This is a genomic window from Aminobacter sp. 01T433, from assembly GCF_056398585.1.
Window position 1 is genome coordinate 109,860 of the sequence record NZ_JBFTPR010000016.1, and the last position, 21,342, is coordinate 131,201.

At 60.0% G+C, this 21,342-nt stretch carries 19 protein-coding genes; 17 read left to right on the forward strand and 2 right to left on the reverse strand.

What is annotated here, in order from left to right; genetic code table 11:
- Positions 1-10: 10 nt before the first annotated feature.
- The 14 genes from AC1DLV_RS23760 (at position 11) to AC1DLV_RS23825 (ending at position 13,454) form a co-directional block, all read left to right on the forward strand.
- Positions 11-1,396, forward strand: coding sequence for an AcvB/VirJ family lysyl-phosphatidylglycerol hydrolase (locus AC1DLV_RS23760; RefSeq protein WP_476802516.1), 1,386 nt, complete (start codon positions 11-13; stop codon positions 1,394-1,396).
- A gap of 30 nt (positions 1,397-1,426) precedes the next feature.
- Complete coding sequence (locus AC1DLV_RS23765) at positions 1,427-2,464, forward strand: NADP-dependent oxidoreductase (RefSeq protein ID WP_476802517.1); 1,038 nt, start codon at positions 1,427-1,429, stop codon at positions 2,462-2,464.
- 20 nt (positions 2,465-2,484) lie between these two features.
- On the forward strand, positions 2,485-3,162 hold the full coding sequence (locus tag AC1DLV_RS23770; RefSeq protein WP_476802518.1) for a type 1 glutamine amidotransferase domain-containing protein: 678 nt from the start codon (positions 2,485-2,487) through the stop codon (positions 3,160-3,162).
- Between the two features lie 517 nt (positions 3,163-3,679).
- Positions 3,680-4,471: a MipA/OmpV family protein gene (locus tag AC1DLV_RS23775; RefSeq protein WP_476836262.1), complete on the forward strand. Its 792-nt coding sequence runs from the start codon at positions 3,680-3,682 to the stop codon at positions 4,469-4,471.
- 124 nt (positions 4,472-4,595) lie between these two features.
- On the forward strand, positions 4,596-5,252 hold the full coding sequence (locus AC1DLV_RS23780) for a response regulator (RefSeq protein WP_476802537.1): 657 nt from the start codon (positions 4,596-4,598) through the stop codon (positions 5,250-5,252).
- A complete protein-coding gene (locus AC1DLV_RS23785; protein WP_476802520.1) occupies positions 5,249-6,634 on the forward strand; it encodes a sensor histidine kinase in 1,386 nt (461 codons plus the stop codon). Before AC1DLV_RS23780 ends, AC1DLV_RS23785 begins: the two co-directional genes overlap by 4 nt.
- 110 nt (positions 6,635-6,744) lie before the next feature.
- A complete protein-coding gene (locus AC1DLV_RS23790) occupies positions 6,745-7,428 on the forward strand; it encodes an MtnX-like HAD-IB family phosphatase (protein ID WP_476802521.1) in 684 nt (227 codons plus the stop codon).
- Between the two features lie 20 nt (positions 7,429-7,448).
- Positions 7,449-8,870, forward strand: coding sequence for an aspartate aminotransferase family protein (locus AC1DLV_RS23795; RefSeq protein WP_476802522.1), 1,422 nt, complete (start codon positions 7,449-7,451; stop codon positions 8,868-8,870).
- A gap of 4 nt (positions 8,871-8,874) precedes the next feature.
- Positions 8,875-9,828: an arginase family protein gene (locus tag AC1DLV_RS23800; protein WP_476802523.1), complete on the forward strand. Its 954-nt coding sequence runs from the start codon at positions 8,875-8,877 to the stop codon at positions 9,826-9,828.
- Positions 9,825-10,181 carry a DMT family transporter gene (locus AC1DLV_RS23805; protein ID WP_476802524.1) on the forward strand — a complete coding sequence of 119 codons (357 nt, stop codon included), beginning with the start codon at positions 9,825-9,827 and terminating at the stop codon, positions 10,179-10,181. Before AC1DLV_RS23800 ends, AC1DLV_RS23805 begins: the two co-directional genes overlap by 4 nt.
- Positions 10,178-11,053, forward strand: a complete 876-nt coding sequence (locus AC1DLV_RS23810; protein ID WP_476802538.1) for a fatty acid desaturase family protein — start codon at positions 10,178-10,180, stop codon at positions 11,051-11,053. Before AC1DLV_RS23805 ends, AC1DLV_RS23810 begins: the two co-directional genes overlap by 4 nt.
- A complete protein-coding gene (locus tag AC1DLV_RS23815) occupies positions 11,040-11,858 on the forward strand; it encodes an alpha/beta hydrolase (RefSeq protein ID WP_476802525.1) in 819 nt (272 codons plus the stop codon). Before AC1DLV_RS23810 ends, AC1DLV_RS23815 begins: the two co-directional genes overlap by 14 nt.
- Complete coding sequence (locus AC1DLV_RS23820) at positions 11,839-13,017, forward strand: GNAT family N-acetyltransferase (protein ID WP_476802526.1); 1,179 nt, start codon at positions 11,839-11,841, stop codon at positions 13,015-13,017. The genes AC1DLV_RS23815 and AC1DLV_RS23820 overlap by 20 nt, the downstream gene beginning before the upstream one ends.
- Positions 13,014-13,454 carry an EamA family transporter gene (locus tag AC1DLV_RS23825; protein ID WP_476802527.1) on the forward strand — a complete coding sequence of 147 codons (441 nt, stop codon included), beginning with the start codon at positions 13,014-13,016 and terminating at the stop codon, positions 13,452-13,454. Before AC1DLV_RS23820 ends, AC1DLV_RS23825 begins: the two co-directional genes overlap by 4 nt.
- A 58-nt stretch (positions 13,455-13,512) precedes the next feature.
- Here AC1DLV_RS23825 and AC1DLV_RS23830 read toward each other — a convergent pair whose 3' ends face one another.
- Positions 13,513-14,466, reverse strand: a complete 954-nt coding sequence (locus tag AC1DLV_RS23830) for a LysR family transcriptional regulator (protein WP_476802528.1) — start codon at positions 14,464-14,466, stop codon at positions 13,513-13,515.
- Positions 14,467-14,570: 104 nt separating this feature from the next.
- Between AC1DLV_RS23830 and AC1DLV_RS23835 the strand changes: the two genes are divergently transcribed.
- The 3 genes from AC1DLV_RS23835 (at position 14,571) to ade (ending at position 19,681) form a co-directional block, all read left to right on the forward strand.
- Positions 14,571-16,367, forward strand: a complete 1,797-nt coding sequence (locus AC1DLV_RS23835; protein ID WP_476802529.1) for an adenine deaminase C-terminal domain-containing protein — start codon at positions 14,571-14,573, stop codon at positions 16,365-16,367.
- A 64-nt stretch (positions 16,368-16,431) separates the two neighbouring features.
- The gene (locus AC1DLV_RS23840; RefSeq protein WP_476802530.1) at positions 16,432-17,829 is read left to right on the forward strand and encodes an NCS2 family permease; all 1,398 of its coding nucleotides are present in this window, start codon (positions 16,432-16,434) and stop codon (positions 17,827-17,829) included.
- A gap of 61 nt (positions 17,830-17,890) precedes the next feature.
- Positions 17,891-19,681 (forward strand): adenine deaminase, encoded by a 1,791-nt coding sequence (gene ade / locus AC1DLV_RS23845; RefSeq protein ID WP_476802531.1) that lies wholly within the window; start codon positions 17,891-17,893, stop codon positions 19,679-19,681.
- A gap of 26 nt (positions 19,682-19,707) precedes the next feature.
- Here ade and AC1DLV_RS23850 read toward each other — a convergent pair.
- On the reverse strand, positions 19,708-21,342 hold a 1,635-nt coding region (locus tag AC1DLV_RS23850), incomplete at its 5' end, for a DUF1989 domain-containing protein (RefSeq protein WP_476836263.1).

A 21,342-nucleotide genomic window follows, 5' to 3' on the forward strand; every position in this document is an offset into this window, starting at 1 on the left:
GGGCTTTGTTATGAAAAAGCGTCTGATCCTGATTGGCATCGCGGGCATTGCCGCTCTCGGCTGTGCGGCCGCAGCAGCGTGGTTTTGGCCGCAAATCCGGCGTGAGGCTGGCTATCTGCCGCCGACCATCAGCGTAAGCTACGGCCGGCTGAACAATGTCCCCATGCAGCCGCCGCTGGGAAAGCTGCAAGGACTGGCAATCCTCGTATCCGGGTCCGGCGACCGCGATGGCCATGCCGCCAAGCTCGCCCGTGAGCTGGAACGTCGCGACATCGCCGTCCTGCCGGTCGGTATCGATGCCTGGCGGCCACTTCTCAATACTGACCCCGGCGAGTGCATCTATCTCGGGTCCGATCTGGAAGGCCTGTCCAAGGAAGCCCAGCGGCTGCTCGACAGCCACCATTATCTCCATCCCGTCGTTCTCGGCGTCGGCGAAGGTGCGACACTTGCTTACGCGGCACTGGCTGACGCGCCGGCCGCGACCGTGGCGGGTGCCGTGTCGATCGATCCCGCAGAGGGGCTGAAGACGGCAGTGCCGGTATGCAAGGGCGCGGAGCCGACGGCCGTGGCCGGCGGGGGGTTCAGCTACGCACTCGACGCGCCGTTGCCCTCTCCGGGGGTGATGATCATGGCAGACGCGCCGACGATGGCAGCACCTGCCGCGAGCGCTCCGGCCGGCAGCTTCCGGCTTGAGACAAAAACCGCAGCGACCGCGGAAGAGCGGTTGTCGCTTGCCGTGGATGCGGTCGCCGAAATCGCTGCCGTCGACGCCGGCGACAAGTCGCTGCCGGTGGTCGATATCCCGACCGTGGGAACCCCGACACGCCTCGCGCTGTTCTATTCTGGTGACGGCGGCTGGCGAGATATCGACAAAAGTGTCGGCGAACAGCTTGCAGCGCAAGGCATTCAGGTCGTCGGAGTGGATTCGCTGCGCTATTTCTGGTCGGAGCGTCAGCCCGACAAGGTTGCAAAGGACATGGCTTCGATCATTCATGACGCTGATCCCTCCGGCAAGCTGCCGGTGGCGCTGCTGGGCTATTCCTTTGGCGCCGATGTAACGCCCTTTGCCTGGCCGCACCTACCTGACGACATTCGCAGCCGTATCGATTTCATAGGTCTTCTCGGTACGGAAAAGACGACGCCTTTCCAGGTGACGATGGAGAACTGGCTCGGTCTCGGCGGCGACCGCGATGTGGCGCAGGCCATCGCTGCGCTGCCGCAGGATCGTGTGTTCTGTGTCTATGGCGATGAGGAAACCGAGTCGGCTTGCGAGGATCCGCGTCTCACCGCTGTCGAGAAATTGAAGGTCGGAGGCGACCACCATTTCGACGGCGACTACCAGGGGCTCACAGCCCAGATCGTCTCCGCGATGAACCGGCGAACCCAGACAAACTAGTTCACTTCCATCCCCAAGAGGAAGAACATCATGGCACAGTCCGAAACCAAGAACCGCCGCTTTTTGCTCGCCGAACGTCCGAAGGGCGAGCCGAACGAAAACACGCTGAAGCTCGTGTCCGTGGAGGTCCCCGAACCGCAGGACGGCCAGATGCTGCTGCGCACTGAGTTTCTGTCGCTGGACCCCTATATGCGCGGCCGCATGAGCGATGCCCCGTCTTACGCTGCCTCAGTCGAAATCGGCGGCGTCATGGTCGGAGGGACCGTCGCCCAGGTCGTAGAGTCGAAACTGAAGGGTTTCGACAAAGGCGACTGGGTGCTCAGCTTCAACGGCTGGCAGGATTATGCGCTGTCGGACGGCACTGGGGTCTTGCCGTTGGGGCGTGCGCCCAAGCATCCCTCATGGGCACTCGGCATCATGGGAATGCCTGGATTCACCGCCTGGGCCGGGCTCAAGCAGATCGGGGCACCCAAGAAGGGCGAAACGATCGTGGTCGCCGCAGCGACTGGCCCAGTCGGAGCAACAGTGGGACAGATCGGCAAGCTTTTGGGCTGCCGTGTTGTCGGCATTGCCGGGGGTGCTGAAAAATGCGCCTACGCTGTCGAAACGCTTGGATTTGACGCCTGTATCGACCACAAATCCGAGGATCTTGCCCAACAATTGAAGGCCGCAACACCCGAAGGTATCGACATCTATTTCGAAAATGTCGGTGGCAAGGTCTTCGACGCGGTACTGCCGCTGCTCAACAGGGGTGCGCGCATTCCACTTTGCGGTCTCGTCTCGCAATACAATGCCACAAGCCTGCCCGACGGCCCGGATCGGATGAATTGGTTCCTGGGCCAGCTCCTGCGCAAGCAGATCACCATTCGCGGCTTCATCATCTTCAACGATTTCGGCCACCTCTATCCCGAGTTTGCCAAGGAGATGGCAGCATGGGTCGAAGCCGGAAAAATTCTCTATCGTGAAGAAATCATCGATGGGCTGGAGCAAGCCCCACAGGCATTTGTCGGCCTGCTGAGGGGCGAGAATTTCGGCAAACGCGTCATTCGCGTGGGCAACACCAAATAATCAAGGCAAGGAGTCATCACGTGAAAATCCTCATGGTCCTGACGTCGCATGACAAGCTTGGAAATACGGGCGAGAAAACCGGTTTCTGGCTCGAGGAATTCGCTGCGCCCTACTACGTTCTGCGCGATGCGGGCGCCCTCATCACACTGGCTTCTCCCAACGGCGGTCAGCCGCCGATCGACCCAAAGAGCGATGCTGAAGATGCCCAAACAGAGGCAACCAGGCGATTCAAGAAGGACGAGGCGGCGCAACGGGCGCTGGCCGCGACCGCAAAACTGTCTGAGGTGAAAGCCGACGGCTTCGACGCGATCTTCTATCCTGGCGGCCATGGTCCTCTGTGGGATCTGGCGGAAAGTGCCGACAGCAAACGCTTGATCGAAACCTTCGCCGCCAGCGGCCGTCCTGTCGGCGCCGTGTGCCATGCGCCAGCCGTCTTTCGTCACACCAAGGGTGCCGATGGCAAGCCGCTCGTTTCAGGCAAACGTGTAACCGGCTTCACCAATACCGAAGAAGCAGCGGTTGGCCTGACTGACGTGGTTCCCTTTCTCGTCGAAGACATGCTCAAGGCCAATGGTGGACTTTACGAGAAAGGTGGCGACTGGGGCTCTTATGTCGTTGTCGACGGCAAGCTCGTGACCGGCCAAAATCCCGCATCGTCGGAAGCGGCCGCAAAAGAATTGCTCAAGCTCATGAAGTAGGATGATCGTCAGGTCCGAAGCCCAATACGTGTCGCGCAGAGAATGGCGGCAGGTTCGGTTGTCTGATCCAGTTCTTCACATCGATGAGCGCATGTGAAGGGATCGACTTGGCTGGTGGTGACAAGGTCGCGCGACAACTCGGCGTAAGTGAGCCATACTTACTATTCTGTATGTTTGTGGCAATGCGCCCGTCAGGTTCTTGTGCCAAGTCAGTGTTCAATTCGGGCGCGTTTCGCAAACGAAAATCTGGTGTCGGCGCAGGCATTTGTGCATGCGCTGATGATCGCAACAGTTGCTGATAAGAATGAGCATATTTCCGTCATTAAAATGATGCTCGATGCTGCTCAATGAGACGGGCTTGATGTTAGTCATGTACTGTAGCCGAAGGCGCGGGAAACCAAGATCCGACATGCAACGACCGGCACTCGGATTGCGGACGGTTCTGTCCACTATGCGACGGGGTTCGGTCTCATCAGCATTTCGCCCTTCGGCCCTCGCAAAAGGCGCGCTTTGCTGCTTGTTGCTGACTGTTCCGGCACTCGCCCAGAGTAACACAAACGACGCACCGAAAATTGGCGCCGCAACGCCTGCGACGGGTTGGATCGTAACACTTGGGGGCGGTGCCGAATATGGTCCGTCTTATGAAGGCGCCAGGCACGACGACTTCACCTTCATTCCTTCCTTCGACATTCGTCGCGTTGGCGAGCCGGCGGGCCTCAGCGCCCCGGACGACAACATCGACTTCTCGCTGGTCGAACTGGGCGGCATCGAGATGGGGCCGGTTGCCGGCATTCGCGGCCGCCGCTCGGTATCCGACGATCCGGGTCTAGCGGGAACGCATGAAATAGACTGGAGCGCCGACGCCGGCGTTTTCGCGCAATACTGGCCGGTCGCCGACCGGTTCCGGCTGCGCGTCGAAGCGCGACAAGACCTGCGCACGAGCTACGGATTTGTGGCCGATTTCGGCGCTGACCTGTTCCAGCCGCTCGGTCCCAAGCTCGTCCTGTCGGCTGGTCCGCGCGTATCTCTGGCCGATACAAACTATATGCGAAACAGCTTCGGCGTATCGGCGTTGGAAGCCAACAGCGGAAGCCTAGCCCCGTTCGACCCAAGCGGCGGTTTCAAATCAGTCGGTCTCGTGTTTGGCGCAACCTACCAACTTACCGACAATATGAGCGTGCAGGTTTACGACAAGTTCGACCGCCTGGTCGGCGATGCCGCTGATAGCCCCATCGTCACTGGTACGGGTTCGGCCAACCAGAACTCGGTAGGCTTCATTTTCACGCGATCGTTCCAGGTCGACTTCTGAGAGCACCCCCCGCAGCTGAAAATATGTTGGTCTGCCCGCAAAAAACCGAGATGCCATCCATTGTTGGGGAATGAAAGCGCGGCGCTTTGCGCCAATGCGCTTCAAAAGAAAGGTATGGCAAGCCATGCGCCTGTTGCTGGTCGAGGACGATATCATCCTCGGGTCTTCGCTGAAGAAGGCTTTGGAAAAACACGCTTATGGCATCGATTGGGTGCAGGATGGCGAGGCGGCAATTGCTGCGCTTGAAGATCTGAGCTTCGACATCGTCGTGCTCGACGTGAACCTGCCGAAGATCAGCGGGATAGACGTTGTCCGTTCCGCGCGCCGCAGCAAGAACACGGTTCCAATCCTGCTTTTGACGGCTCTCGATACGCCGCTTCAAAAGGTTGAAGGGCTCGACAGCGGTGCCGACGACTATTTGGCAAAGCCGTTCGATCTCGATGAATTGCTGGCACGGCTGCGCGCGCTCACGCGGCGGCGGGACGGGCGTACCGACATCATCCTCAAAAGCGGCGCGATATCGATAGACCCGGCAGCCATGGTCGTGCGTGGCGCCGATGGCCAGATCATGATGACGGCCAAGGAGTTCCAGCTGCTCAAGCTGCTCATGGAGCGCGCGGGCAAATACGTCACCAAGAGCAACATCGAATATGCGCTCTACAGCGCCGACAATACCGTCGAGAGCAACACTACCGAAGTGATCATCTACAATCTGCGCAAGAAGCTTGGCGCCGATTTCATCCGATCCATTCGAGGCGTTGGATACATGGTCGAGCAATGACCCGTTCGACACTGACCTGGAAGCTCTTCTTCCGGATAACGCCAACCATTCTCGTCGCCATCGCGATCATCGGCGCATTCGCGTTTCACAGCGCCACGCGTGAAATCAACAACATCTATGATGCCCAGCTGATAAATGACGCGAATGTGCTGTGGACGTTGCTCCAGCGACGGATAGAGAACCCGGACCATCAGAAGCCCAAGCAGATCAACGACATAGATCTGGCAATGGGCAATCAGCTGGCGATGAATGAGGACGCTGACGACTACGCCGACGCCCACATGTTCCGCACGTGGAAGGACGGTCAAATCATGATTTTTTCGAGCACCGCCTTCTCGGAGAGTGTTCCCGTGCAACGGGCCGGTTTCACTGACATGACCTACGAAAACGAGGCGTGGCGCGTATACTCCCTTCCCATCCCGAACGCCGGCATCATCGTGGAGGTGGGGGAGAAACGGGCGCTGCGCGATACGCTTGTATCGAACATCATGCTCAACCTGTTTTTTCCGTTGCTTATTCTCGTCCCGGTCATTGCCCTGCTGATATGGTACGGCATCAACAACGGATTGAGTTCCATTCACGGGCTTGTGCGCCAGATACGCAGCCGTTCGCCGGAAGATCTTTCCGTAATCCCCATCGACACCTTGCCGCGCGACCTGTCCCCGCTCGGCAGGTCGCTCAACCAGCTTTTGAACAAGCTTGATCGTTCGCTGACCGCGGAACGGCGTTTCGCCGATCATGCGGCGCATCAATTGCGAACACCGCAGGCCGGACTGAAGCTGTTGCTGCAGATGTTGCGCAACGCCGACTCGGATGCGGAGCGGGAAGCGATTCTCACAGACCTGGTTGCCAGCAACGACAAGGCGATGCATCTGATCGAGCAGATGCTTCGCGCCGCGCGCGTCAGTCATCAACCGATCCAGCTGAAAGCAGTCAATCTCTATGACGTTACCGCCTCGGTCATCGCCGAGCATGGCACGATCATCACGCTCAAGCGGCATGACGTATCGCTGGAAGGCGACGAACAGGCGGAAGTCAAAGCCGATGCCCCCCTGCTTCGTTTGCTGATAGGCAATCTGATCGACAACGCGATCAAATATACGCCTGCCGGCGGCAAGATCAGGGTTTCGATTGCCCCGGACGACGACGACTGGTCGCTTTCCATTACCGACAGCGGGCCCGGCATCGCCGAGCAGCATCATGAGGCGGTGTTCCAGCGCTTCTACCGCGTGAATACGCCTGAAGCGGAAGGCGCGGGGCTTGGGCTCGCGATCGTTGCGGATATCGTCGAGCGCCTAGCGGCGAACATCGCCTTATATGCCCCGCCCTCCGGGATGGGGCTGCGTGTGGTTGTGACGCTACCGAGTGTCCAGACCGCGTAGTTGTTTGAAAGCGCGATGTTTCGATTTCAGTTTCGCTTCATCGCCGCATAATTTTGCACTCAGCCAAGGTTGCTAGAACGCCCTCGAAGATTCCTTGAGGGACATTCTCTATGCATGTGTACTGCGATTTCGACGGGACAATCTCGGTCGATGATGCGACCGATTTTGTCCTGTCCCGACTGGCCGACCCAAAATGGGAGGCCATCGAAAGGCTGTGGCACGACGGCGAGATCGGATCCAGCGAATGCATGCGGCGCCAGATCTCCTTGATCCGGGCGACGCCCGCCGAATTGGATGAGGTCCTTGACGCCATAGCCATCGACCCGTTCTTTTCCTCCTTCGTCGATTTCTGTGCGGCGCACGGCGCGCCGGTCACCATCGTCAGCGACGGTGTCGACCACTTCATCAAGCGCATCCTGAGCAAGCACGGCCTCGACCACCTGCCGATCATCGCCAACAGGCTGGTCGTTGGCGGCCATGGCGGCGAAGCGACTTATGGGCTGTTTTCGCCCTATGCCGACCAGCACTGCGCGGCAACGGCCGGCGTGTGCAAATGCCGGTCGCTGACCACGCACGGCCAGCGCATCTATGTCGGCGACGGCCGGTCCGATTTCTGCGTTTCCGACAAGCCCGAACTGGTCTTCGCCAAGGGGCAACTCGCCACCTACTGCGCCGACCGCAACATCCCCTTCCTCGGCTATCGGGATTTCTCCGACGTCGTCACGAGCCTGGGCAGCAGCGTTCCGTACTTTCAAGACAGGGTGGCCGACGCTCCCCTTTATGCCACCGCATAAGACAGCAAACGAGAACCTTCATGAACGTCAATCTTGCAATCAAAGAATCCGATCGCGTGTCTTCCCTGCCGCGCTCGCAAAGCGAACTGCGCGAACTGGAGAGCATCTACTGTTCCCACGGCGATACCGTCCACTACGCTGCCGATCCGAGCTTCTTTGAAGCCTGCGAAGGATCCTATCTCTACGACAGTCACGGAACGCCGTTCCTCGATCTTCAGATGTGGTATTCGGCGGTCAATTTCGGCTACCGCAATCCGCGCCTCAACGCGGCCGCGCATCGCCAGCTCGACACCTTGCCGCAAGTGGCGTCGCAATATCTGCACCGCGAGAAGGTCGAACTCGCAACCCGGATCGCGCAGGATGCCGAAAAGAAATTTGGCATGAAAGGTCGCGTGCATTTCAACGTCGGCGGCTCGCAGGCGGTTGAGGATTCGCTGAAGCTGGTGCGCAACTATACCGGCGGAAAAAGCCTGATGTTCGCTTTCGAAGGCGGCTATCACGGACGCACGCTCGGCGCCTCGGCGATCACATCGAGCTATCGCTACCGCCGCCGCTACGGCCACTTCTCCGACCGGGCGCAGTTCGTCGAGTTTCCCTATCACTTCCGTGGCCCCAAGGGGATGAGCAAGGAAGAATACGGCCATCAGTGCGTCCAGAAATTCGCGCGGCTTTTCGAAAGCGAATACAATGGCGTGTGGGATCCCAAGGCGGGCAAGGCGGAATTCGCGGCCTTCTATGTCGAAGCGATCCAGGGCACGGGCGGCTACGTCATCCCACCGATGAACTTCTTCAAGGAATTGAAGCATGTGCTGGATCAGCACGGCATCCTTCTTGTCGTCGATGAAATACAGATGGGCGTCTACCGCACCGGCAAGATGTGGGCGATCGAACATTTTGGCGTCAACCCCGACGTCCTGGTGTTCGGCAAGGCGATCACCAACGGCCTTAATCCGCTTTCCGGCATCTGGGCCAGGGAAGAGATGATCCATCCGGGCATCTTCCCGCCCGGCTCGACCCACTCGACTTTCGCCAGCAATCCGATGGGAACCGCAGTCGCGCTCGAAACCATCAAGATGCTCGAAGAAGAAGATTTCGGCGCATCGATCATGGACAAGGGCGCCTATTTTCTCGACGGGATCAGGCAGTTGCAGGCGCGTCACAAGGTCATCGGCGACGTCGACGGCCTGGGTCTGGCCCTTCGCCTTGAGGTTTGCCAGCAGGACGGTTTCACGCCCGACAAGGCAACGTTGGACTGGATGTGCGACGAAGGCATGAAGGGCGATCTTCGTGTCGGCGCCAACAAATATGGCCTCGTGCTGGATGTCGGCGGCTACCACAAGAACGTCATCACGCTGGCGCCCAACCTGTTGATCACGCGTGAGGAAATCGATCTCGCCTTGACGTTGCTCGACCAGTTGTTCGTGCGGGCGGCATCGAGATAAGCCGATGCAACTCCTTCTTCTTCATCTCGATGATGCGCTGGAGTTGCAACCGGACTTCATCCGCTCGTGCCTGAAATCAGGCGCTCAGGAAATTCAGGCCGGAAACGATGGGCCGACAATACGGCTTTGGAGCAGGCACGACGATCTGAAGGCATTCGGCTTGAGACTGTCGAAGGAAATTTCGCGCGGAGAACGCCGTGCCCGCCTTTGTTTCATGGGATCTGGAGATTTTCATCATGTGACGTCGCTTCTTCTGGAGGCGGCGCTGCAAAATGAAGAAAAGCCTGCCACCGTGATCCATTTCGACAACCACCCCGACTGGGTCCATTTCAATGGCGGGGTGCATTGCGGATCGTGGGTCAATCGTGCCGCACAGAACGCACATGTCGACAAGGTCATCACCGTCGGTGTCTGCAGCAGCGACCTGCGTCGACCGGAGTGGAAAGGCGCGAACCTTTCGCTCCTGAGCCAGGGCGTGCTCGAGCTCTATCCCTATGATCATCCGCCCAGCCGCGTGAAGAAGGATTATGGCTCCGGTTCCAGCCACAGCCAGCTATCCAACGCCATCGGGTGGAAGACGATTGTCTCTGCCGGTGAAGAGAATTTCATCGGCTTTTTGTTGTCGCGGATAAAAACCGACAACGTCTATCTGACGATCGACAAGGATGTTCTGGTTCGTGACGATGCTGTCACCAACTGGGATCAGGGCAGCATGCGGCTGCCTTACCTGCTGTCATTGATCGCCGCGATCAGCGAGCGTCATCGCATCATCGGAGCCGACGTTATCGGGGACTATTCGGTTCCGGCCCATGCCGGCGGGGCATGGACCGTCGTCTCCAAATACGTCGAGACACTGATCGATCAGCCTCGCCGGTCGCCTGATCCACACAGTGCGACGAGCATTAACAGCGCGGTCAATCACCGGCTGCTCGAAGCCCTGTCGGAGGCAATGGGATGAGCGGCGTGCTGACCCTGCCGATGCTGGCGCTGATCTGCTTCTGCATTCTCACCGAGATGGGTCGCGAGGTTTGCTTCAAACAGGCAGCTAACGGCGCTGCGTCCGTCGCGCAGACACTGCTCAAGCCGGTCACGTGGGCCGGCCTGGCGTTCTGGGTCGTGGAATTGCTGGGATGGATGGTCGTGCTCGAACACGTGCCGCTGTCCATAGCCTTTCCGCTCATGGCGTTCAGCTATGTCGCCATGGTGCTCGCGGGAGCGGCCTTCTTCAAGGAAAGCATCAACGTGCGTCATGCCGCCGGCGTGTGCCTGATCACGGCCGGTGTGGTTTGTGTAGGAGCGACAGGACTATGAAACTCTTTGCGCATACCAAATGGGATGGCGTGCCTGTCCTGGCCGCCGTCGCGCACCTTCTTTTCAACGCCTATCTCATCGTCGGCTTCTCAAGCCGGCCATTGTGGCTCTCGGCGTTGCTGGGCTGCGTCTATGCGGTTTCCATCTCATGGAACATCAACAGCATTTCGCACAACTTCATCCACACGCCGTATTTTGCGTCGCGGCCGCTGAACTACGCCTTCTCCCTGCTGGAGTCGATCACGATCGGCTTTTCGCAAAGCTACTATCACTGGGTTCATATGCGCCACCATTCGGGCAACAGCGACAGGCCCGATGCCTCAGGCGAAACGACCGACCTGTTGTCGATCTACCGCTATGGCAAAAACGGCGAGCCGGAAAATGTCTGGCGCTACACGTTTTTGAGCTTCTTTCGCGACGATCTCGGCGACATCCACAATGCCATCGCACGGACAAGGCCGTTCGATGCGAATTGGGGCCGCTTCGAGCTCTTCGCTGTCATCGTGACGGTCTGTCTCGCGCTCGCCTATGACTGGCGCGCGGTGCTCTTCTTCGTCCCGTTTTACTATTTCGGCAACTGCCTGTCTTCGCTGAACGGGTATTACGAACACTTCCACGGCGACCCGGAAACGCCGATCGCCTGGGGAGTCAGCAGCCATAACCGCTTCTACAACTGGCTGTGGTTCGGCAATGGCTATCACGCCGAACATCACTATCGCCCGCGCACCCACTGGACGAAGCTGCGGGACTTCCATGAGCAGATCAAAAGCGAACAAGATGAGGCAGGCGTGCATGTCATCAGCACCTGTCACGCTCTCGGTTTCATGGCCAAGGAGAACCAGGACCTGGAGGATTTGAATGCAGCTCGCTGATCCTCTCGAGTTCTTCATCGAAGGCACCAACGGAAAAGGCATTGTCCTGATCCATGGCATGACCGGCGCGCCGGCCGAGATGCGTTTGCTGGGACGGCAGCTCAATCGCCGGGGGTATACGGTCTATGCGCCGCTCCTGGCCGGACACGGCAAGGGTGTTCAAGCGCTGTGCGCCACGTCTTGGCAAGATTGGCTTGGAACCGTGCACCGGGCCGTTGGACAGATGTCGGAATGCACAAACGATGTCTTCGCCGCAGGCATTTGCGCTGGCGGCAAGCTGGGATTGCTTGCCGCTCACCAAAGGCCTGAAACAATCAAGGCTGCGGCGATCTATTCGCCGTGCTTCCTCTATGACGGCTGGAACGTTCCAGCCTACCATTCGATGCTGTCGCGCTACATCGGCTGGCTGTCATGGGTGCCGTTCCTTGACCGGTTGAGCTTCGCCGAGACGCCGTCCCTCGGCATCAAGGACAGCCGATTGCGCGCGATGATGGAGGCGATGTCCGCTGAAGGTGTGATCGAGCGATTTCCGGGCAAAGGATTGGTCGAGATGCACCGACTGGGCAGGGCGCTGAAAAGGCAGCTGCCTGATATGCGAACCCCCACGCTCATCCTTCATGCGACGGAAGATGATCTGAGCAGCCCGGTAAACGCGAGGCTTATCAGCAACCATATCGGCGCGCCCAGCAAGCTGCTCTGGATCGATGACAGCTATCATATGATCCACATCGACCGTCAGCACCGCCACGTTGCCGAACATACTGCGAATTACTTCGAGGCGAATGATGCTGCAGCTCGTTTCTGACAAGGCGCCTGCCGGCATGCTCGCCATGACGCCAGCGGATGCGACGCCGCAGGCGTGCATCGCCATGTCGATACGCGCGATCGGCAGGCAAGCATGGGATGCCTGTTTTCCAGATGAGGTCGAAGGTTACGACTATCTTCTGGCCGTCGAGGACGCTGGCATCGCGGGTTTTGCGTGGCGCTACGTGGTGCTTTACGAAACTGGGCGGATGATCGCGGCAATGCCGGCATTTCTCACGGACTACCAGCTCGACACGACGCTCGAAGCTGGCCCCATGCGCCAGGCCGTCCAGCGCATCAGGCGCTATGCCCCAGGTTTCCTCACCTTGAAGCTTGCGTGTTTGGGCTCGCCCTGCACCGAAGCCGGCGTGCCCGGATTTCACCCCGACGTGCCAGTGGAACGCAGGCCTGTTTTGCTGGCAGCGCTTGTGGCCGGGTTTGAACGCTTCGCTGACAACGAGCGCTGCTCATTGCGCGGCATAAAGGACTTTCCCGAAAACCAGGGGGCAGCACTTCAGCGCGTATTCGAAAACCATGGTTATGCGGCAACCACTGGGCTTCCCACCGCCTGGCTCGATGTCGACTTTACTTCGATGGACGATTATCTGGCGCGCCTCTCGGCAGGCACACGCAAGGACATGCGCCGGAAGCTGAAGTCGACCCAACATGTCAGGACCGAGATGCGCACGGATTTCGCCGATCTGCTGCCCCGCGTCATGACCCTTTACAGCGAAACGCGAGAGCGCAGCGATTGGCAGTTCGAAGCGCTGACCCCCGAATATTTCACTGGCGTGCTAGACAACATGCCGGGCAAATCCTTGTGCTTCTTCTACTATGCGGGCGAGACGCTGCTGGCGGCGAACATCCTCGTGCGCAACGACAACACGCTGATAGACAAGTTCTTCTGTATGGATGCCGCGCAAGGGCGCGAATACAATCTCTATTATCTGAGCTGGTTCAACAATCTCAGCTATTGCCTGGAGCAGAAAATTGGGCGCTACCAGAGCGGCCAGGCATATTACGGCGACAAACTCAGGCTCGGCAGCCAACTCACCGTCAACAGGATGTTCTTCAAGCATCGCAACGTTGCTGTCCAATGGCTGCTGCGGCTTGTATCTCCGCTGTTTGAAGTCGATGTCCCCGAGGGAAAGTTGCCATGAAAAGCGGCCGCCTCCTGTGGCTGGCAATTCCGCTGCTCAACGCGCTTTCCCAGATATTCATCAAGCTGGCGGCGGAACATGTCAGTGGCATCGGTTGGACATGGCTCCAGCAAACGGTGACATCGCCATGGATGATTGCCGCCATCGTGGTCGAGGCCGCATGTTTTGTCATCTGGATGCAGGTCCTCACCGAACTGGATCTGAGCAAGGCCTTTCCCCTGACGGCCTTCAGCTACATCCTGATACTGGCGGCGAGCTGGACCTTTTTCAGCGAACCAATTTCGCCGCTCCAGCTCGTTGGAAGCGCGCTGATCCTCGCCGGTGTCTGGCTGATCAGCGCGGCGGATAATCACTCATTGTCGGACGCTGGCCGAAAAAGGGTGCCGGCCTTAAAGCACAGGCACGCCACCCCCTCGCAGCTTTCCACGCCGCCATGACTTTGGCGGGATGCCTCGCGGATCGTAGCAACTGGCGGGAAGGAGAGGGGAGATCAGATCATCTTTGCAGCGGTCTATCCACTTTCTCGACGTAATATCGCGGGATGCGCTTACCTTCGCGGCCACGGTAGAATTCAATGCAGAATTCGACAAACGCCTTGAAGCGGCGGGAGACGTGGCGACGGCGTGAGTAGATCAGGTTGATCGCGGTTTCCGGCGACCGCCACTGCGGCAATACCGGAACGAGGATTCCGTTCTCGCACTCGGTCTCGACGAAAAAGCCGGGCAGATAGGCCAGGCCCTCGCCGGCGACGGCGAAATATTTGAGCGTCCAATAGTCGTTGGCCGTACAATTTGCCGTCGGCAGGATGTCGATCTCGCTTCGCCCGTTCTGCGCCAGATACCAGGATTGCGGCCGGGTCGGCTGGCGGAAGATCAATCCGCGATGCGCGCTCAGTTCGTCTGTCGTCTCAGGCGTCCCGTGGCGGGCGAGGTAGTCGGGGCTGGCGTAGAGGCCATATGACGCCGTCGATAGACGGCGGCTGATGTAGTCGACATCAGAGGGCTCGCCCCAATGGAAGATGCCGTCGAGCGCCTGTTCCGTCACATCGGAGAAGGGCTGCCTTGAGGTCAGGAAGACAACGTCGAGATTGACCTGCGGATATTGCTGCCGGAAGGCATAAAGCAGTTCCGAGGTGATGGTCGTGCCGAACTCGCCAGTCGAGCCGACGCGCAGCGTGCCGGCCACCTCCTGGCGCATTTCAGCCAGTGCAGTTGCTGCGTCCTCGCAGCTTGCCTGGATGCGCCGGGCATGGCGGAGAAGCTCAGAGCCGGCATCGGTGACGTGGAGATGGTGGCCTTCCCGCACGAAGAGCTCCATGCCGAACTCGTCCTCCAACTGCCGGATGCGATGGCTGAGTGTGGATTTTGGCAAGCGATGAAGCCGCGATGCCGCCGAGATCGAGCGGGCGTCGGCGACTTTCACGAAACAATCGATGACCGAGAGGTCCATATTTCGTCCAATCCATTGGATGATCTGTCCAATAAATAGCCTGCTTCGGCCAATTGTGTAAACGACGCGAGGTCGAAATACTCCCATCAACCAGGGAGGTTCGATTGACAGATATCAGGGAATTCATACGTGCGGCGTCGGGGCGGGAAGCCAAGGCGACTTTGGCCGTTTGCGGCGGCAGACTGGTCAACGTCATATCGGAAGAAATCTACCAGGCCGACATTGCCGTTTACGGCAACCGCATCATCGCTGTCGGCGATATCTCCGATCATAATCATATCGGCCCCGACACCGAGATCGTCGACGCCACTGGGAAATATCTCTGCCCGGGCATGATCGACGGGCATCTGCATGTCGAATGCTCGAAACTGTCAATCACTAGCTTCGCCAAGGCGGTGGTACCGTTGGGCACAACGTCGATTGTCACCGGGCTCGACCAGATCATCGTGGTCGGCGGCCCCGCTGCGGCACGCGAGTTCCTCGACGAAGCCAAGCAGACGCCTCTGAAGGTGTTCTGGGGCGCGCCCTGCAAGACGCCCTACACCATGCCGCGTTCGACCGTCGGCCACTATTTCGGGCCGGCCGATCATGCCGCGACCCATCACTGGCCCGAATGCGTCGGCATCTGGGAGACGGTGCGCGAGTTCATCCAGGAAGAAGATCCCGATGTGCTGAAGGCGCTCGAGATTGCCGAAAAGAGCCGGCTTCCGGTGCTCGGCTGCTGCCCAATGACGCGCGGCGCACGGCTCAACGGCTACCAGCAGGCACGCGTGCGCGCCGACCATGAAAGCTACTCGCCCGAGGAGATGCTGGAGAAGCTGCGCGCCGGCATGCATGTGGTGGTGCGCGAATCGTCGATCTCGCATTTCCTGTCGGACAATCTGCGCATCGTCACCGAGATGGGCGTGAAGGCGCTACGCCGCATTAGCTTCTGCACCGACGACGTGGTGGCGAGCGACATCCTTGTCCGCGGCCATCTCGACAACATGGTGCGCATGGCGATCTCTATGGGTATCTCGCCGATGGCGGCAATTCAGATGGCGACTATCAATGGTGCTGATGCTCTGAGAATCGACGAGAAGGTCGGATCGATTTCGCCCGGCCGCTCAGCCGACATCTTGATCGTCAACGACCTTCGCGAGTTCCGCATCGAAGCGGTGATCGCCAATGGCGCTGTCGCGGCACGGGCCGGCAAGATGGCGGTGGAGCTTTCGCCGCCGCCACGCAGCGAAGCGCTGCTGCGCTCGATCAAGGTCGCTCCAATCTCCGTCGACGACATCGCCGTTCCTTATGAGGGCGAAGAAAACACCGCACGGGCCATGGCGATCGCGGTCACGCCCGAAAAGGTTTTCGTCCGTACGCGGCGCGAGGTGACGCTTCCGGTTCGCAATGGCCGGGTGCTCGCCGATTCCGGCCAGAACGTCCAGTACGTGACTGTCGTCGAGCGTTATGGAAAAACCCAACACCGGCCGGTCGCCTTCACCTCAGGCTTTGGCCTCAAGGCAGGTGCTATGGCGAGTTCGACCGCGCCTGACGACAACAACATCATTTGCGTGGGAACGAGTCCCGAGGACATGACGGTCGCCATCAACCATCTCATCGCCAACAATGGCGGGCAGGTGGTGGTCAAGGACGGGGAAATTCTCGAATTTCTCCATCTTCCCATCGGTGGCATCGTCTCCGACATCGAACCCCAGGAGATGGCCGCCATCGAGGGCCAGCTCGACGATGCGGCGCGAAGCCTCGGCTGCGATCTGCCCTGGCCATTCATGTACATGTTTGTGCTTCAGATCACGGCGATTCCCGACTACGCCATCACCGATTTGGGCGTGATCGACTGCGTCAACCTGACGGTGACGTCGCCGATCCTCGAACGGGGGAGGGCCGTGGCAGCGGAGTGAGGAACGCTGCCCGGCTTTTGGCAAATCGGCCGCGTCGGAACCAAAACAATAAGGGGAGGAACATATGAACTACCAGCCGCAGATCCCGGCGAGAGCGAGCGTGCAGCCATCTTGGCTGCACGCCGTCCTCGACCGCCACTTTCAATTCACCAGGCTCGGCTCCAATATGCGGACCGAGATCCTGGCCGGCCTGACGACGTTTCTGGCCGCGTCCTATGTGATCGTCGTCAACCCTTCGATCCTTGCCCATGCAGGCATTCCGTTCTCGGCGGGCGTGACCGCCACCGTGCTGGTCAGCTTCATCGGCAGCTGCGCGATGGGGCTTTATGCGCGTAGTCCGATCCTCGTCGCACCTGGCATGGGCATCAACGCGCTGTTTGCCTACACCATGGTCATCGGCGCCAAGGTTCCGCTTGAAATTGCCCTTGGCTGCGTGTTGTGGGCCGGCGTGCTGTTCACGATCATGGCGGTGCTCAATCTCAGAAGTGCGGTTATTGAGGCCATCCCGACTGACCTGCGCTACGGCATCGCCTGCGGCATCGGCTTGTTCATCGCCTTGATCGGCCTGGTCAACGCCAAGTTCATCGTCTCCAACCCCGACACCATAGTCGGCCTGACCACTTTCAACCCCGTCACCTTGACCTTCATTGCCGGGTTCATCGCGACGGTTGGGCTGGTCGTGCGGCGTGTGCCTGGCGCGATGATGGCAGGCATGATCCTGACGACGCTGATCTCGATCCCGATTGGCCGCTGGTGGGGCAATGGCAGCGCATTTTCGCCCGAGACCCCCGACGTGACGACGCTGGTCAACTGGAGCGGCCTGTCGGCTGCGCCCGACTTCAGCTTCCTCTGGCAGGTCGACCTGCTCGGCGCGCTCCAGGTCGCCTACATCCCGTTCATCTTCGTGTTCCTGTTCACCAACTTCGTCGAGGCACTGTCGACCTTCTTAGGGCTGGCCGAAGCTGCCAACCTCAAGGACGAGGACGGCATGCCGCGCAATATCAAGGAATCGATGCATGTCGATGCCGTGGCGGCACTGATCTCAGCTCCGCTCGGCACGAGCCCCGCGACCGTTTACCTGGAGTCGGGTGCAGGTATCGCGCAGGGTGGCCGTTCGGGCCTCGTAGCCCTTGTCGCCGGCCTGCTGTTTTTGCCATTCCTGTTCTTGTCGCCGTTGCTGTCGCTGGTGCCGGCTATCGCCACAGCACCGGTCCTCATCTTAACCGGATTGTTCATGTCCGAGCCGATGGGCCGGATCCGTTGGTCGGACGCCGAAGAGGCCATTCCCGCCTTCCTCGCCATCGTGCTGATCCCACTGACCTTTTCGATCACGCTTGGCCTGTCGCTGGCGATCATCGCCTATGTGCTGCTCAAGCTGGCCGTCGGCAAGGCCGGCGAGGTGAAGCCGATCATGTGGTTCGTAGCACTGCTGGCGGCCGCACTCGTCGCACAGATCCAGTAGCACCTATGGCGGGCGTTTCGGCGCCCGCCATACGCTCCGCTTTCAAAGGACATATTTCAAAATGCTTTTGCCTTGGTCTGAAACCGCCCCGCGACTGGTCGACGTGGCGATGGGGCGGACATCGGCCGATTTGGTGATCCGCAACGGCAAATGGGTCAACGTCTATTCCGGCGAGATCGTGCCGCACACTGATGTCGCGATCTCGGCCGGACGCTTTGCCTATGTCGGACCCGACGCCGGTCATACGATTGGTGAGAACACGAAGGTCGTGGACGCTGAAGGCCGCTATCTCGTGCCGGGCCTGTGCGATGGTCACATGCATGTCGAAAGCGGCTTGGTGACGGTGACCGAATTTGCCCGCGCGGTCATTCGACACGGCACGACCACCATGTTCATCGACCCACACGAGATCGCCAATGTGCTTGGCCTGTTCGGCGTCCGGCTGATGAACGAGGAGGCGCAGAGCTTGCCGATCAACGTTCTGGTGCAGGTGCCGAGCTGCGTGCCGAGCGCGCCGGGGCTGGAGACGGCAGGCGCACAGCTCAGCGCCGATGATGTAAGGGAAGCCCTGGCCTGGCCGAACATCATCGGTCTTGGCGAAATGATGAATTTTCCCGGCGTTGCAGCCAACGATCCCAAGATGGTTGCCGAGATCGCTGCCACGCAAGCGGCGCGCCTGACAGTTGGCGGCCATTATGCTTCGCCTGATCTCGGCCGTGCCTTCCACGCCTATGTAGCGGGCGGTCCGGCCGACGACCATGAGGGTACGACGGTCGAAGACGCCATTGCCCGTGTCCGCCAGGGCATGCGCGCCATGCTGCGGCTGGGCTCGGCCTGGTACGACGTTGCAGCCCAGGTCAAGGCGATCACTGAACGCGGTATCGATCCGCGCAACTTCATTCTTTGCACCGATGACAGCCATTCGGGCACGTTGGTCAATGACGGGCATATGAACCGGGTGGTACGCCACGCCATCGCGCAAGGGCTGAAACCGGTTACCGCGATCCAGATGGCGACGCTGAATACCGCCCAACATTTCGGCATGGAGCGAGAATTGGGTTCGATCGCACCGGGCCGCCGCGCTGACCTTGTGATCAGCTCGGACTTGGCGTCGCTGCCGATCGAAATGGTCTTCGCGCGTGGCAAGCTGTTGGCCAAGGACGGTGTGCTTACCGCCGATATGCCGGCCTACGACTATCCCGACAGCGCCAAGAACACAGTGAAGCTCGGCAAGAAGCTTGTGGCGTCGGACTTCGACATGGCTGCTCCCGATGCTTCCGAAGTGAAGGTGCGGGTCATCGGCGTTGTCGAAAACCAGGCGCCGACCAAGGCGCTGGTGCGGCATCTGCCCGTCTCGAATGGCATCGTTGCGATGGACCGTGCCAACGACGTCTGCCAGATCGCGCTCGTCGAACGTCACCGGGCAACCGGCGAGGTGGTCAATGCCTTCGTGTCGGGCTTTGGCTACGACAAGGATTGCGCCATGGCCTCGACCGTCGCGCATGACAGCCACCACATTATCGTCGTCGGCACCAACAAGTCTGACATGGCTAAGGCCGCCAACCGGCTGCAGGAGGTTGGCGGCGGCATCGTCGTGATCAGCGAGGGCAGGGAGCTTGCGCTGGTCGAGCTGCCGGTCGCCGGCCTGATGTCGGACGAGCGGGCCGAAGTGGTTGCCGTGAAGGCCGGCAGGCTGGTCGAGGCGATGCGCGAATGCGGCTGCGAACTCAACAACGCATATATGCAGCACTCGCTGCTTGCTCTCGTCGTGATCCCGGAACTGCGCATCTCGGACAAGGGCCTGATCGACGTTACAAAGTTCGAGAAAACCGATGTCATTTTGAAGGGCTGACTAGCCCGATCGCAATCCGTCCCAGCTTACGACCTCGGGCGTTCCTTTTTCGGATCGTAGTGGGCGAAGGGCACGACGCGGGCCGGTAGGCGCTTTTGGTGGCCGTCGAGCTTGCCGATCTCGACCTCGGTGCCGACAGCGGCATGCGTCGCGTCGACACGGGCGAGCGCGATGTTCTTGCCCAGCACCGGCGAGCGCATCGACGAGGTGACCACGCCGATCTGGGCGCGGCCGATATGGACGCAGTCGCCATGGCCGACGGCGACATTACCGTCGATGTCGAGGCCGACCAGCTTGTGGATCGGGTTGTCCTTGCGCCGGATCAGCGCTTCGCGGCCGATGAAATCGTCGGTCTTGGTCTTGAGCGGCACGGTGAAGCCGATGCCTGCTTCAAACGGGTCGGTCTGGTCGGAGAACTCGTAATTGGCAAAGATCAGCCCCGCTTCAATGCGCACCATGTCGAGCGCGGCAAAACCCATCGGCTTGAGCCCATGCGGCTGGCCGGCTTCCCAGACCGCGTCAAAGACCTTTTCGGCATCGCGCGGATGGCACCAGACCTCGTAGCCAAGTTCGCCGGTGTAGCCGGTGCGTGACACCACCACAGGCACGCCTTGCGCATCGCCGATGCGGCCGATTGTGAAGCGGAACCATTCGAGCTCGGCCAGCGCCGGCTGGTGCGGCGGGGTCCAGATGATCTCGTTGAGGAGATCGCGGCTGTTGGGACCTTGCACCGCGATGTTGTGCATCTGGTCGGTCGAGGAGCGCACCAGCACCTTGAGGCCGAGCTTTTCGGCGACCTCGCGCAGCCAGACGCCGGAATAGTCGTCGCCGCAGATCCAGCGGAAATTGTCCTTGCCGAGGCGCAGCAGCGTGCCGTCGTCGATCATGCCGCCATGCTCGTAGCACATGGCGGTGTAGACGACCTGACCGACACCGAGCTTCTTGACGTCGCGGGTCAGCGTGTATTGCAACAGCGCTTCGGAATCCGGTCCCGTCACCTCGAACTTGCGCAGTGCGGAGAGATCCATCACCACCGCCTTTTGGCGGCAGGCCCAATATTCCTCGATCGGACCTTCCTTGGCGAAGTCCTGCGGCAGCCAGAAGCCTTTGTATTCGATGAAGTTGCGGGTGTGCTTGGCAAAGCTTGAATGGAAGGCGGTCTCACGAGTCATTTTGGCTTCGGCCTCCGGGGTCGTGCGTCTGGCGATCGCGCGCGAGAATTTATGCTGGCCGGAATAGGTCCGGACGTGGATGTCGCTGAGGTTCCAGCCATTGGCTGGGGTGGTGTCGTCGGGACAGGCGGATGAGACGCAAACGATGTCGGTCAGCGCCCTGAGAAGCACATAGTCGCCGGGCCTGGACCAGGGYTCGTCGGAGAACATCACGCCATGCGCATCGATGCCGGTGTTGAAGAAGAAATTGACCGCCATCCAGCCGGCGCGGGCATTGACGCCCTTGTCGRCGAGCGCGCCATTRAAGTTCTCCGAGCAGTTGATGTGGCCGGGATAACCGATGTCGTCGTAATATTTGGCGTAGCAGGCGAGCGCAAAGGCATCGTGGCGGCCGCAGGTGTCCTGGATCACCTCGACCAGAGGCTCGAAATCCTGATCGTAATATTTGGCGTGCAGGCCCGGCATCGGATAGGCATGGCCCATCAGCGA

Coding starts and splice junctions, on each gene's coding strand:
- AC1DLV_RS23800 (WP_476802523.1), top strand. CDS start 8,875: ATGCAACTCCTTCTTCTTCATCTCGATGATGCGCTGGAGTTGCAACCG.
- AC1DLV_RS23830 (WP_476802528.1), bottom strand. CDS start 14,466: ATGGACCTCTCGGTCATCGATTGTTTCGTGAAAGTCGCCGACGCCCGC.
- ade (WP_476802531.1), top strand. CDS start 17,891: ATGCTTTTGCCTTGGTCTGAAACCGCCCCGCGACTGGTCGACGTGGCG.
- AC1DLV_RS23840 (WP_476802530.1), top strand. CDS start 16,432: ATGAACTACCAGCCGCAGATCCCGGCGAGAGCGAGCGTGCAGCCATCT.
- AC1DLV_RS23810 (WP_476802538.1), top strand. CDS start 10,178: ATGAAACTCTTTGCGCATACCAAATGGGATGGCGTGCCTGTCCTGGCC.
- AC1DLV_RS23790 (WP_476802521.1), top strand. CDS start 6,745: ATGCATGTGTACTGCGATTTCGACGGGACAATCTCGGTCGATGATGCG.
- AC1DLV_RS23825 (WP_476802527.1), top strand. CDS start 13,014: ATGAAAAGCGGCCGCCTCCTGTGGCTGGCAATTCCGCTGCTCAACGCG.
- AC1DLV_RS23780 (WP_476802537.1), top strand. CDS start 4,596: ATGCGCCTGTTGCTGGTCGAGGACGATATCATCCTCGGGTCTTCGCTG.
- AC1DLV_RS23805 (WP_476802524.1), top strand. CDS start 9,825: ATGAGCGGCGTGCTGACCCTGCCGATGCTGGCGCTGATCTGCTTCTGC.
- AC1DLV_RS23765 (WP_476802517.1), top strand. CDS start 1,427: ATGGCACAGTCCGAAACCAAGAACCGCCGCTTTTTGCTCGCCGAACGT.
- AC1DLV_RS23795 (WP_476802522.1), top strand. CDS start 7,449: ATGAACGTCAATCTTGCAATCAAAGAATCCGATCGCGTGTCTTCCCTG.
- AC1DLV_RS23760 (WP_476802516.1), top strand. CDS start 11: ATGAAAAAGCGTCTGATCCTGATTGGCATCGCGGGCATTGCCGCTCTC.
- AC1DLV_RS23785 (WP_476802520.1), top strand. CDS start 5,249: ATGACCCGTTCGACACTGACCTGGAAGCTCTTCTTCCGGATAACGCCA.
- AC1DLV_RS23820 (WP_476802526.1), top strand. CDS start 11,839: ATGCTGCAGCTCGTTTCTGACAAGGCGCCTGCCGGCATGCTCGCCATG.
- AC1DLV_RS23815 (WP_476802525.1), top strand. CDS start 11,040: ATGCAGCTCGCTGATCCTCTCGAGTTCTTCATCGAAGGCACCAACGGA.